The organism is Bacteroides sp. CAG:633 (assembly GCF_000435115.1).
Classification (GTDB): Bacteria; Bacteroidota; Bacteroidia; order Bacteroidales; family Bacteroidaceae; genus Bacteroides; species Bacteroides ndongoniae.
In genome coordinates this window covers 1-14364 of sequence record NZ_FR883127.1, presented here as the reverse complement: position 1 = coordinate 14364, position 14364 = coordinate 1, and the positions used below count along the sequence as shown (strand labels likewise).

Genomic DNA, 14364 nt, shown 5'->3' with positions numbered 1-14364 from the left:
AATACCTGTAGTTGGCCGAATACTTACGATGCAGTGATTAGGGGATAATTGATAAATCTTGAATGCTACTGCTGATTTACAGTTAAATGAACTATCCGGAAAATTCGGATAGTTCAAATGTTGGTAAATGAAGAATTCTGGGGCTTTGTTTAAACTCTTAAATATCCTGTTTAATTTTGCAGATAGTATGTGGATATTGAGGACGATTAAGAGGAAACATATAAGAGTCAACGTTGTTATATTTATTCTAATTGTTTTCTATAAACAACATCTAATGTATTTCCGTCTTTATCTTTCCATTCACTCCAACCGTTGGAGGGTCTGCCCAGACAAAACATAGCTGCCGTACTGGGGCTGGAGAAAGTGATGTCGGAGGTCAGGACATAATGTTTGTTATCCAATGCCCCGTATTCTTTCATCATTTTCTCCCTCTTCTCCGTCCAATGGAAAGACGGAACGCTGTCGCTTGCTACAAGACTGCCCTTCAAAACAGTAAAGCCCGACGAGTGGTAATAGCCCCTTGCATTGCATCCGCGCCCTTTCGTGTAGAACAAATGTTCTTCCTTGGGCTGAGCTATATCGAAGATGTTGCACCCCATAAAGGAAGCCAAGAATTTGATATCCTCGAAAAACTCGTCCATAGCGTCCCGCTGATGTTCGGGCAAGTTGGGTGCTTTAGGTATCTGTTTATTCTCGCTTAGGACAAACGTATTCGCCTTTTTCGCCTCGGCAATGGCTTTGTGCTCCAGATATTGCACGTCTGCCTTCGTCATGTCCTCGTCCTTCGAAACGAAGATGAGGGCCTTTTGCCAAAACGCCTTCTTGCTGTCGTGGTCTTTCACGCGTTCCTTGAAATTCTCCGTCTCGCCGATATAAGCCTGTGGCTTGGTCGCTTCATCTTCTCCTATCAATATGTAGAAAGCCGGCTTCTGTAACTTTTCCTGTTCGTTCAGATAAGACAGGTTTGAGCGCGGCACTACAAACATCTGGCAAATCTTGTTGCTGATGAACGAGTATTGCGTGCCCTTGGGGTCGCCGTCAATGAGGTAGGTGGTTACTGTTTTGCCCATACTATTACAATCAAATTAAATCCAATCCCAACTCTTTCAAGAAAGCATTATGTCTGTTCCGGGCATCTTCAATTTTATCATCTATGGCAACAAGCTGTTTATGCATTTCTGACAAATCAATCAGAGCCTCTTCTTTGGCTGTACTTACATAGCGGGAGATATTCAGGTTGTAATCATTGTCCTTGATTTCACACATGGATACACGGCGTGAATATCGCTCGACATCTTTTCTGTACTGGTACGTTTCTACAATCTTTGTAACATCTTCCTTACGTAATGTATTCTGTCTCTTTCCTTTTTCAAAGTTTTCACTTGAGCTTGCGTTAATAAAGAGGACATCGTCATACTTCTTGCATTTCTTCAGCACCAAGATGCATACGGGAATACCTGTTGAATAAAATAGATTAGAAGGTAAGCCGATAACCGCATCAATATTACCATCATTTAAAAGTTTTTTGCGAATCAGTTCTTCTTTACCGCCTCTGAACAAGACGCCATGAGGCAGAATGATAGCCATTGTTCCGTTCTCATGTAAGAAGTGGAAGCCATGGAGCAGGAATGCAAAATCGGCCGCAGATTTGGGTGCAAGGCCGTAGTTCCTGAAACGGAAATCCTTCCCCATTTCTTCTGTCGGCTCCCAGCGATAACTGAAAGGAGGATTGGCAACGATTGCATCAAACTGCATTTTTTTGGCAGGATTCATTTCGTTCAAAATATCCCAATCATTCAGCAAAGAGTCTCCATGATGTATTTCGAACTCTGTATCCTTGACTCCGTGCAACAACATGTTCATGCGGGCTAAGTTGTAGGTTGTAATGTTCTTTTCCTGCCCGTAAATTTTCCCGATTCCATGCTTTCCCATTTCGTGGCGTACATTCAAGAGCAAAGAGCCGGAACCGCACGCAAAATCAAGCACACGATCGATCTTTGTTTTTTTTCCTGTCGTTGGGTCTTGACTATCCAATGACACAATCTTGGAAAGAATGGAAGATATCATTTGAGGCGTATAGAATTCTCCAGCCTTTTGTCCGGAGTTGGCTGCAAACTCACCAATCAGATACTCATACGCGTCGCCCAATGAATCTGTTGAGGTAGAAAACTCCGAAATTCCCGTGGCTATTTCCGTAACTACCTTACAAAGCATGGTGTTTCTTTCCTCGTATGTCTTACCCAGTTTGTCGGAATGTAGATTGATTTCCGAGAACAATCCACGAAACGAACTGTCGAACGATTGTTCCTCGATATACTTAAATCCTTTTTCCAGCGTATCAAGTAATTCCTTATCTTGTGTACGAGCTAATTCTACAATATTTCCCCACAAATATTTAGGTAGTATCACATAATGAGCCTTACGGCGCATTTGCTGCTCGAACTCAGTTATATCATCAGGATTTTCATCGTACCATATTTGTAGAGGAGTATTGGCTTTCAACTTAGTTATACTTTCTTGTGGCGTTTCCGGATAATCATTTCCCAACTCTTTCTTCACAGCCTCTTCATATTGCTCCGAAAGATAGCGTAGGAAGATAAACGAGAGCATATAGTCGCGAAAATCATCGGCCATCATGGAGCCGCGCAATGCATCGGCTATCGCCCAAAGGACTTTTCCTAATTTATGTTGTTCTATTGCTGTCATATATTAACATTTAATTATGCAAAACGAAATGATATTTTCCCATTAGTGCATTATATACATCTATAAGAATCTGTTTATTATCTGGAACCATCACGCCGACTTGTGGATAGTAAACCTTCTGATGTGTCAAAGCGTTGATTATATCAGCCATTCTTCCTGACTCTTCCGTAAAGCCAATTTGTTGAAGAACATACTGAAATTGTCCAACTCCCAAAAATGAAGCTATATTCTCCAACACTTGTCTTAATAAAGCAAGGTGATATACTTCCAAAGAATCTTCCTGAATGGCTGTATCCAATATTTGCAGAACTCTTAAGTGATAGAGTAAAACACTATTTCTTGGATTGGATAGCTCGTATTGGTCTCCAATCTTTTCAAGAATTGAAATCTTATATTTATTTTTCTCACCCCGTCGGGTTGGTTTAAACTTGTTAGCTTTTTCGCCTTTGGACAACCAATCGCTAAGAATGGTAGCCAGCCCTATATGATGAGTTGTGATGATTATTTTCTTCTTTTCATAATGATTTTCTATCAAGTTCATCAAAGTGAATGCTGTGATGAAGATATTATGATCGTCCATACTGGAGACAGGATCGTCAATAAAGAAATAATCGCTTTGCTCTCCCGTCCAGCTATCCACTTCAATCAAGGTCAGAAAGAAGCACCATATAAATATACGTTCTTCTCCTCTGGAAATTTTAACCGGATGTTGCTCTTCATCGCCTTTCATGAAAAAAGAAATGGAAGCAAATCCTTGTTCTGGGTTATCATAGGATTTGAACAAAAAATCATACTTAGGATTGTAAGGCTTCAATTTTTCCATAACATCCCGCTCATTCAGTTGGCTATGATATTGGTTCAAACTGCTGGGAACGATATCCAACTTCGTGTGTTCATTGTCCCAAACAAACAAATCTTCACTAAAAGCGTTATAGTAAACACCTGTTTGACGACCATCTGTATTCCTAGCGGCTTCTTTATATTCAACGGAAAGACGTGTCTTCCCCGTTGAATTGAATGCATAAATCAGAAAGATGTTTTCTGAAGCATCCTTTATCTGTTTGGCTATCTGCGATAAATCCATATTCTTGCAAAATTAGATTTTAGGAAATAATTGTTGCATCAATCCTTTCTTATGCTCTTTCAATATTTCTACTTTTCGAGATGTCGCCTCAATTAATTCATCAAGAGAGGAGAGGCAATTGGCGATTTTTTGCTGTTCCTCTTTTTGAGGAGGAACTAAGATAGAAATAGAAGAAAAAAGAGTTTTATTGATAATGGGCACTGCTTGTTGACCTGCTAACATCGCTATTTGAGAGGCCTTATGTTCTAAAACTGAGTATATGAAGTCAGATAAATATTCCTCATAAGGAACAATTGAATTTATTTGTTGATTTGTGATACATTCAAATTTGTTTTGTGCAACTTTTCCAATAGTTGAGCCAATACAAACAAACAATACACTGTTTGCCGGTATATAACGTCCTACAGAGAATCCTTTATCTGTTAGTTTAATTTTCGTATCTGAGACATATCGGTTATTTGAAATGTCTGCGGGTGAAACAAATAATTTATTTCCTCCATAATTAGTAATATCTTTAGTTGAAGGAGTATTACCAGTTATAATTTCACCAATATTTCCAAGTTGTTTCTCTTTCCATTCTTTCTTCTCTTGAAATTCAGGAAATCTTAAATCAGGCATATTCTTTCCTTCAGCAGGAAACAATCGCTGCATCAACCCTTTTTTATGTTTTTCCAAAGCTTTAACTTTTTGGGCTGTTGCTTCAATCAAATCATCAAGGGATGAAAAACAATCGGCTATTTTTTGTTGTTCACCAGATTTAATAGATGGGAAAAATACTTTTTTTTGTTTTAATATAGAAAAATGTCTTTTATATTCTTCTTGTGTTACAGGGCACACTAACAACGCTTGGTACAAAAAATTACCATCAATAGAATCTTTTGATTTTAGAACCTTGATCCCATCAGCGCCTTGAACAAATGGACATGAAACTTTTTTAAGAATACACGTATGGTCTCCAAATACAATGAAAGGATTATTTAGGGATACATCTCTAAATACTGCATCCTTATCATTAATCCATCCACTAATATACTTTTGCGATTGATCAATAATCGGATAATCGCCCTCATTTAAATATTCTTGTAACGCTATTTTTTTAGGAGGTATAATTATATCAACTAAATTATTTACAATATCATTCTTCCAGCCTTCAGTATTTCTAAATGCAGGAAATCTCAACGCTGGAACTACCGTCTTTATTTCATTCTCCTTTTCCATATTCTTATTCTTCATACGCCGACAGTCCTGATATTTCTTCTCCTTCCGCTTTACGTTTTAATAATGGAATCAAATCAGCCATCAAAGCTAATTCAACCTTAGCCCGTGCCTTCCATCCCAGATTGAGCGGAGCAAGCAAATCGTTTAACTTTTCAGCATCGAAAATTTTCCGTTCCATTATGCCATGGATGAAATCATTTAATGATTCAGTGGTGATTTCGTATTTACGGGCAATCGAAGCTATCTCTTTTGCATACCTTTCTTCTTTAAAACGATTGTAGCCTTCTTTGATTTCCTGCTCCGTTTTGCCGTTCACCTCCTCCAGACTGTTGATATAGGCGATGATGTCGTCGCGCTCGTCCATCAGATTGGAGTTTGATAAAACAAGATTCACCAGCTGTTCGCGCGTCAGTTTTACCTTAACGCCGGTACCGCCATATTGTTTGGCAATGAGGTCCATGATATAGTCATAGTCAATCATGGCAGAAGCAAACAGTACAAATTCAAAGTCTAAATCTTCAATCTCTGGAGACACCGGCTCTGTTGTTTTTTCCCGCTTTTTCTTCAGGCTGTAAGCCAAGTTCAGATAAGCACCTCGGAAAGCAAGCAGATCATCGTCTGTAAAGCCGTATTCGGATTGGGAGTCGGACACAACAGATACATCGGCAACGTCTGTGAGGTCAACATATTGACTGAGCTGCGTCTTGTAGCGTTGCACATCCTTGAAGTGATTGATAAAACCGACCTTGGCTTCGTCTCCCTTTAAATTGGCCACCTCGGAGGCGTTGAATTCAAGATTATATGACTGCATATAGTTACGTAATCCGGCCACAGCTTCCTTGTATTTTTTCTGAATACTGGAAGCCGGTTCTACCAGCCAAATCCGTCTGGCTACATCCTTTTCGCTTCCCGAGAACATTGATATAGCTTCGTCCACTGCATCTTGTTGTCCACGGAAGTCTAAAATATTGCCGTAAGGTTTCGTATCATTCAGGATACGGTTGGTACGCGAAAAGGCTTGTATCAAATGATGATAAACAAGCCGTTTGTCCACATACAGCGTATTGAGGAACTTCGAATCGAATCCTGTCAACAACATATCGACCACAATGGTGATGTCTATTTTGTTTGGGTGCGGATAATCTTTGTTGCTATATTTCTGGTCCTTGATGCGTTGCTGCACATCCTGGTAATAGGAATCAAACTCTTCGATGACATAGTTGGTGCCATATTGTCTGTTATAATCGTCAATGATTTCTTTTAAGGCCTGTTTCTTTCTCTCGGGTTCCTGCTCGTTGTCTATCTTTTCCTGCTGCAAGTCTTCCTGAATCTGCTTGATGTCTGGGTTTCCTTCGGCTGGTGGAGAGAATACACAAGTTACATTCAACGGTTCGAAAGACTCATCCTCCTGCTTATGCTGTTCCTGTATCTGCTTGAACAGCTGGTAATATTCGATGGCATCGTTAATGGATGAGGTGGCAAGAATGGCATTGAAGCGCCTCTGATTGGTAGCGGCATCATGCTTGGACAGAATCGTTTCGACAATAGCCTGCTTCTTGATACTACCATCCGCTCTACGTGGGTTATTGTCGTCGGGTTTGAAATAATCTACGTGGAAACGAAGTACATTTTTATCTTCGATGGCATTGGTTATGGTATAGGCATGCAGTTGCTTTTCAAAAACATCATCTGTCGTTTTATAAGATGCCGTTTCTCCATCGACTTTCGTATAGGTCGCATTCTTGTCAAAAATAGGTGTTCCCGTGAAGCCAAAAAGTTGCGCATGGGGGAAAAATTCCTTTATGGCCTTGTGATTGTCGCCAAACTGAGAGCGATGGCATTCATCGAATATAAAGACAATACGGCTGTCTTTTAATGGCAGCAACTGTTCTTTATAATTCTTCCGATTCTTAGGGTCCAATGCAATGCCCAATTTCTGAATAGTGGTGACAATCACTTTGTCGGCATAGTCGGTTGACAACATCCGACGAACCAACGTGCCGGTATTGGTATTTTCTTCCACACAATTCTCCTGAAAGCGGTTGAACTCCTGTCGTGTTTGGCGGTCAAGGTCTTTGCGGTCCACTACAAACAGACATTTTTCAATATCCGGGTTGTCTTTCAACAAGGTAGAAGCTTTGAAGGAAGTCAATGTCTTGCCGCTTCCTGTGGTATGCCAAATGTAACCATTCCCTCGGTTTTCTTCAATACACCTGACAATGGCTTTTACGGCATAAATCTGATAGGGGCGCATAATCAGTAACTTCTGTTCGCTGGCTATCAGCACCATGTAACGGCTGATCATTTCGCCTAAATGACATTTAGGAAGGAATTGTTCTGCAAAAGAATCCAGACAGGAAACTTTCTTATTGTCGTCTCTTGCCCATTGGTAAACAGGTAAGAATTGCTCTTCGGCATTGAAATTGAAATGCTGAAGATTATTGTTGGCGAAATAATATGTATTCGAGTAGTTGCTGACGATAAACAGCTGCATAAAGCACAACAAGGTATTGGCATAACCATTGCCTGGATCATTCTTGTAATCCACAATCTGCTGCATAGCGCGCCGCGGACTCACATCCAATGTCTTCAGTTCTACTTGAACGACAGGCAATCCATTGATAAGCAGGATTACATCGTAGCGCTGGAAACTGTTCTTGGTATTTATTCGCAATTGATTAATTACCTCATACTCGTTTTTACACCAGTCTTTGATATTGACTAATGTATATTGCAGGGGAGTACCATCCTCGCGCATAAACGTATTTATCTCACGAAGACGCTTAGAAGAAACAAAAACATCAGAATTTGTAATTTCTTCTAATAGGCGATTAAATTCGGAATCGGAAAGGTTGACACGATTGAGACGCTCAAATTTCTTGCGGAAATTTTGTTCCAATGTGTGTCTGTCGCAAATATCCGGACGATAACTATATTTCAACTCTATCAGTTTATTGATAAAGTTTTCTTCTATTTGTTTTTCTCTAATCATGTCTTATTGGATATTTGATTTATTATTAAACTTCTTGAAGTTACTTGAAGAATAGTGCCAATTTCAAACAGAACTTCTAATTCTGGTTGTGGCTAGTTACGTATGGTTCATGGATAGTGCAAAGTTCGTGTTAAGTTTGCTGCAAACCATGTTTGTTTTGATACTTTTCTTCAGGCTCTCATTAATTCGGTTTATTGTTTTCCATTACTTAACTCTTATAGCATTTTACAAAGATAATAAATATAATACTATAAAAAAGAAAACCGTGGAATTTTCTTTTCTTTTACATATAATGTATAATCGTTGATTTGTTAAAAAATAATATCATCTTATGAGCAAACTTTTAATCAACAGTAGTTCGTTTTGTTTGACTCGCTCCTGTTCTCTGTTTGCCCCGTTCGCAAGCAACATTTGTATTACTCACCTGCGTGCCGCAAAACCATTCCCATTTTTCCCTAACTGCCCAATCTTTTTTTCCCAACTGGGAAAAAATATTTTCCTAACTGGGGAAGTAGAATCTTGCAATCTTGCAATCTTGCAATCTTGCATCCTTCCTCACACACACCCACGCGCATGCGTACGCGCGCGTATATAATGTGTCGTGTTGCCTACCACCCCGCCCATTATGCACCTCTCTTTCACGAAGGAGGGGAGGCAGGTGCTTTGCAGAAGTTAGAAGTGGGGAAGAAGTTATCAGGGATGTGCCCAAACAAAGGTTTTTGAAACACTCCTCCTTCCTGAAGGTTGTTCTCTCCCGATAATGGGGGAGTTGAGTTCTTCTTGCCCATGATAATCTTTTCAGGATCAGAAGGCTGTTCCCGCCCGATAGCGGGGGAGTTAAGAGGGGGTGAGTACCCGGAAGGGGAGGTGGCAGGTGAAAACATAAAGTGTTAATATACAAATAGGCTTGCTATTGCCAATTTCCTCCTTTTGCAAGACTATCGGCTTCCACTTCTAACAGAGCAAAGCGGAGTGATAACTTCTATAACTTCCATAACTTCTTAACTCCTTAACTTCTTCACACCTTATATACGCGCGCGTACGTGCGTGCGCGTGGGTGTGTGTGAGGAAGGATGCAAGATTGCAAGATTGCAAGATTCGCGGGGGCATCGCTGCCTTTAAATCTTCTTCAGCATCCAGTTTCCTTTGTGCATGTAGTAGTAGCAGAAAAGGAAGATGAAAGTGGCGTAGACGATCTCTGAAGTCCAGCAAAGGGCAACATCGAGGCGCAGGTAGAGAATAATGAACGTGATATAGGCCACATAGATGACCAATACGGACAGTTCGAGGCCGAGGGCGGTGCGAGTATTACCTGTGCCCGAAACGGCCTGAAAATAGACGTTAGCGGGGATTAGGAAGAGGTAGGTGGAACACATGACCCACAGCGAAGGTATGGAGGCCTGACGCAGCTCGGGAATGTCGGTGTAGATGCCCAGTATCAGCTCGGGGAAGAGGCTGAAGAGCAAGGCCAGGGGCAGCACCAGCAGATAGGCCAGACGGATGTGCTGGCGGATGGTGGAGTGCACGCTGGAGGCGTGGCCGGCGCCGATCAGGTTGCTGACGAGCGAGCCGCAGGTCGATGCGAAGGCCATCATGACCATGAAGAGGATGCCGCTGACGCTGCGTATGATGTTGGTAATGGCCAGCGGGCGTTCGCCCAGATGCTCGATGTAGAGGAAGAACAGGAACCAGGTGGACAGGGACAGGAAGTTCTGCAGCATGGTCCAGAAAGAGACGTTGAGCATGTGGCGCAATACGGACAGCTGCAACCGGGGAATGCGGTTGAGGCCGTACTTGGGGCAGTCGATGCGGTAGCGCGTGTAGACGATGAAAAAGACGAGTGATATCAGCTCGGCCAGCGACGAACCGATGGCTGCGCCGGCAATGCCCAGCGCGGGGAAGCCCAGCTTGCCGAAGATGAGGATGTAGTTGAGGACAATGTTGCTCAGGACCATGACGATGGAGTTCAGCGTCAGGGTCTTGGTCTGCATGGTGCCCAGAAAGAAGGCACGGAAGATGATGGCGCTGAAAGAAAAAAAGGCGCCGAACACACGCCAGTGCAGGTAGCTGTTGGCTGCTTCGTAGATTTGCGGCGATTCGATGATGTGCTTCAGCAGGATAGGCGAGAAGCAGTAGGAGAGCAGGAACAGGACGGCTGCCAGGAAGGTCTGGAAATAGATGCCCTGGTAGAGGAGCGAACCGATGGTTTTGTAGTTCGCTTCGCCGTTGCGCCGGGCGATGAGTATCTGGGTACCGATGCTGAAGCCGAACGCTACCATGAAGATGACCGTATAGAATACGCCGGCGATGGCCGAAGCGCCAAGTTCGATTTCGCCTACACGGCCCAGAAAGGCGGTATCGGTCATTCCGATCATCTGTTCCATGATCAGACTGATAAGGATGGGATAGGCTATGAGCCAGATTTGCTTGTTGGTGTAGTGGGTAGGATAGGTTGTTTTCATATTGTTTTTGGAATAGGTTAGAATAAGAATGACGCGGAATACACAAATTCTTATGATACATCGTTTCCCGTAGTAGGGGCGATGGATAAAAATCTATGTTGTCCGCGTCATTCACTCAGACACGTGGGCTGGCAAGTTGCGGAGAGGGTATCTGCCGGTTTGCAGCCGTTGGCTGATATTTTATTTGCGACCTTGGTTCTGACGTTGTCTCATCAGTTCTTCCTGTTGCTTCTGCATGGCTTCCAGACGGGCGGCGAATCCCGATTTCTTCATTTTACGGGGATCCTTCTTGTTGGCTTCGAGCTGTGCCAGCAGGGCTTCCTCATTGGTCATCTTGCGCATGATGATGGTGGTTGCCACACTGATCAGGGTGGAGAGGAAGTAATAGTAGTTCAAGCCTGAAGGATAATCGTTCAGGATGAACAGGAACATGATAGGCATCAGGTAGGACATCCACTTCATGGCTGCCATCTGCGGATTGGCACCGGTGTCCTGCTGTTGCATCATGTACTTGGTGTTCAGGATGTTCGTAACCGTCATCAGCAGACAGAACAGACTGAGGTGGCTGCCCAGGAACGGTATGTGGAACGGGAAGTTGATGAACGCGTCGTACGTCGAAAGGTCGTCGGCCCACAGGAAGCTTTGCTGACGCAACTCGATGGCGCTCGGCACAAAGAGGAACAAGGCCATCAGGATGGGGAACTGGATGAGCATCGGCAAGCAGCCACCCATCGGGCTGACACCGTACTGGCTATAGAGTCCCATGATTTCCTGTTGCTTCTTCATCGCGTCTTCCTGCTTGGGATATTTCTTGTTGATTTCGTCGATTTTCGGCTTCAGTACGCGCATCTTGGCCGATGACATGTAGGTCTTCCACGTGGCAGGGAATACGACGGCTTTGACGATGAGCGTCATAAACAGCAGTACGAGACCCATGCTCAGACCCCAGCTGGACAACCAGTCGAAGATGTTGATGGTGAACCATTTGTTGATCCAGCGGATGAGAGGCCATCCCAGGTAGACCAGACGGTTCAGTTCCCACTTGTCATCGCGTCCTTTGTCGAGGGCGGTCAGGGTCTTGTAGTGGTTGGGACCGAAGTAGAAGTAGAGCTGGGTAGGTGTCTGGCCGGCAGGATCGAACGCGGTGCTCATTTCGGCTGCATAGTCCTTGATGTAACCGCTGCCCTGTGCTTCCAGTTTCGACGTCAGCTTGCTCTTCTCGAAGCTCGATTCGGAAAGGAATACGGTAGAGAAGAACTGGTTCTTGAAAGCAATCCAGTCGAGGGGTTCGGACAACTCTTTCTCGTCGTTTTTCGAAGGAGAGAGGTAGTCGGTGCTCTCGCCGGTTACTTTGTAGGTAAGTTCGGCCAGGCGGTTCTCATACGTATAGCCTTTTTCGATCTGGCGGGCACGCTGCGACCATTCGATGTCGACCGACTTGTTGCTTGATGCCAGCTTTCCGTCCATGTTCACTGCCTGAATCTTGAAGTCGACCAGGTAGCTTTCGGGATGCATGGTATAGATGAAGTCGATGTAGCTTGCACTATCGGCTGCCAGACGCATGGTTACGGCTGTATCCGTCTGATTGACGGGGGTGAAGTAATAGTCTTCGGTCTGTATGGTCTCCTTCTTGTTATAGAACAGGAAGTTCATCGAAGCATCTTCACCGCTGAACAGGGTGACGGGAGTTGTCTTGTCCTGTTCCTTCCAATCTTTCAATGTAGCTGCTGAAATGCGTCCGCCTTTGGTGCTGACGCTAATCTGGGCTACGTCGTTTTGGATGGTAATCTGCGTATCTGTGCCTTTGCGGGCATTGAAGAACAGGCTGGTAGAGTCCAGACTCTGCTTTTCTTTCTCGTTGGCCAGTGCGGCTTCGGCTTTGGCTCTCAGATCGGCTTCGCGTTGTTGTACCTGTGCGATGGAGTCGTAGTAGCGTTGCTGGGCTGCTATTTCTTCCTTACTGGGGCGGCTCAGAAAGCTGAAGACCACCAGTAATATGGCAATCAGAACCAGACCTGTGATGGTATTTTTGTCCATGTAGTCAATAAAGTATGTTTAAAGTTTTTCTATGAATGATGTTATCATTTTTCTACGTTCGCATCTTCATTTGCAGCATGTTCGCGTTCGTTTTCGATGGCGGCTTTCACAAATGAAACAAACAGCGGGTGCGGTTTCAGCACGGTACTGCTGTATTCCGGGTGGAACTGGGTGCCGATGTACCACTTCAGTGCAGGTATTTCGACAATTTCTACCAGGTCGGACTCGGGGTTGATGCCCACACACTTCATGCCTGCTGCTTCGTATTCTTCCTTATATTGGTTGTTGAATTCGTAGCGGTGACGGTGACGCTCCTGAATGTGCTCTTCGCCGTAGGCTTCGTATGCCTTGCTGCCTTTCTTCAGTACGCATTCGTAAGCGCCCAGACGCATGGTGCCTCCCATGTTGGTGATGGACTTCTGTTCTTCCATGATGTCGATGACATTGTGGGGAGTCTTTTCGTCCATTTCGCGTGAGTTGGCGTCGGCGTATCCCAGTACGTTACGGGCAAACTCGATGGCGATGCACTGCATGCCCAGGCAGATACCGAAAGTGGGGATGTCGTGAGTACGTGCGTACTTGATGGCTACAAACTTGCCGGGGATTCCACGCTCTCCGAATCCCGGTCCGATCAGTACACCGGCCTTGCCCTTCAGAGCTTCGGCTACATTTTCGTCTGTAAGCTTTTCGCTGTTTACGAAGTCTACTTCCACTTTGCGGTCGTTGTAGGTACCGGCTTGTGACAGGGCTTCGCGGATGGACTTATAAGCGTCCTGCAGGTCATATTTGCCGACCAGGGCTATGTGCAGAGGAGCTGTTGCCTCGGCTTTGTGACGGCGCTCCAGGAAAGCACGCCACGGACCCAGTCCCGGAGTATCGCCCACCGGCAGATCCATCTTCTTCAGAATGGTTGCATCGAGCTTCTGTGCCTGCATCAGGATAGGAACTTCGTAGATGGTAGGTGCGTCGATGCTTTGTACAACGGCTTCTTCGTCAACGTTGCAGAACTGTGCCACTTTTCTTCGGAGGTTGGCATTCAGTTCGTGTTCGGTACGCAGCACGAGAATGTCGGGCTGGATACCAACGCTTTGAAGTTCTTTTACCGAGTGCTGGGTCGGCTTGGTCTTCAGTTCGCCGGCAGCAGCCAGGTAGGGAACATAAGTAAGGTGTACGCACAAGGCGTCTTTACCTAATTCTCTTTTCAGCTGACGGATGCTTTCCAGGTAGGGCAATGATTCGATGTCGCCCACGGTACCTCCGATTTCGGTGATGACGAAATCGAATTTGTATTTATTGCCCAACAGCTTGACGTTGCGTTTGATTTCGTCGGTGATGTGGGGGATTATCTGGATGGTTTTTCCTAAATAATCGCCTCGACGTTCTTTGTCGATAACGCTTTTGTAGATGCGCCCGGTTGTGATATTGTTGGCTTTGGTAGTCTGGATACCTAAAAAGCGTTCATAGTGTCCTAAGTCCAGGTCGGCTTCGTGACCGTCTACAGTTACGTAACACTCTCCGTGTTCGTAAGGGTTCAGTGTACCCGGGTCGATGTTGATGTACGGGTCGAATTTCTGGATTGTAACTTTGTAACCTCTTGCTTGCAGCAATTTACCGATGGAGGATGAGATAATGCCTTTTCCTAAAGAAGAGGCAACGCCACCAGTGACGAAAATATACTTTGTTTCTCCCACAGCTATACTGTTTTTAATTAATTTGTTTTCAATTTAAAGCGCAAAATTATGAAAAAAATGAGGAAGTTCATAAGGTTTGGCAAAAACAATTGTGAAAAACCGCTGTAGACAACTATTTTACCTGATTTTCGGATTTAATATCCCTGTAGAGTTTAACGTGAATTCGATATAAAA

General features: G+C 44.1%; 8 protein-coding genes. All 8 read right to left on the bottom strand.

Annotated features, from left to right (window positions below; translation table 11 throughout):
• Positions 1–242: 242 nt before the first annotated feature.
• Positions 243–1070, bottom strand: coding sequence for a GIY-YIG nuclease family protein (locus QVP67_RS12555; RefSeq protein WP_022163912.1), 828 nt, complete (start codon positions 1068–1070; stop codon positions 243–245).
• 10 nt (positions 1071–1080) lie between these two features.
• Entirely contained in the window at positions 1081–2706 is a 1626-nt protein-coding gene (locus QVP67_RS12550) for a type I restriction-modification system subunit M (RefSeq protein ID WP_022163911.1), read from the bottom strand.
• A 10-nt stretch (positions 2707–2716) separates the two neighbouring features.
• Positions 2717–3790 carry an AAA family ATPase gene (locus QVP67_RS12545; RefSeq protein WP_022163910.1) on the bottom strand — a complete coding sequence of 358 codons (1074 nt, stop codon included), beginning with the start codon at positions 3788–3790 and terminating at the stop codon, positions 2717–2719.
• A 12-nt stretch (positions 3791–3802) separates the two neighbouring features.
• On the bottom strand, positions 3803–5008 hold the full coding sequence (locus tag QVP67_RS12540; RefSeq protein WP_022163909.1) for a restriction endonuclease subunit S: 1206 nt from the start codon (positions 5006–5008) through the stop codon (positions 3803–3805).
• Positions 5009–5012: 4 nt separating this feature from the next.
• Positions 5013–8000, bottom strand: a complete 2988-nt coding sequence (locus tag QVP67_RS12535) for a type I restriction endonuclease subunit R (protein ID WP_022163908.1) — start codon at positions 7998–8000, stop codon at positions 5013–5015.
• A gap of 1118 nt (positions 8001–9118) precedes the next feature.
• A complete protein-coding gene (locus QVP67_RS12530; protein WP_022163905.1) occupies positions 9119–10462 on the bottom strand; it encodes an MATE family efflux transporter in 1344 nt (447 codons plus the stop codon).
• Between the two features lie 180 nt (positions 10463–10642).
• Positions 10643–12499, bottom strand: coding sequence for a membrane protein insertase YidC (yidC, locus tag QVP67_RS12525; protein WP_022163904.1), 1857 nt, complete (start codon positions 12497–12499; stop codon positions 10643–10645).
• A gap of 44 nt (positions 12500–12543) precedes the next feature.
• Positions 12544–14190: a CTP synthase gene (locus tag QVP67_RS12520; protein WP_022163903.1), complete on the bottom strand. Its 1647-nt coding sequence runs from the start codon at positions 14188–14190 to the stop codon at positions 12544–12546.
• Between the last annotated feature and the right edge of the window lie 174 nt (positions 14191–14364).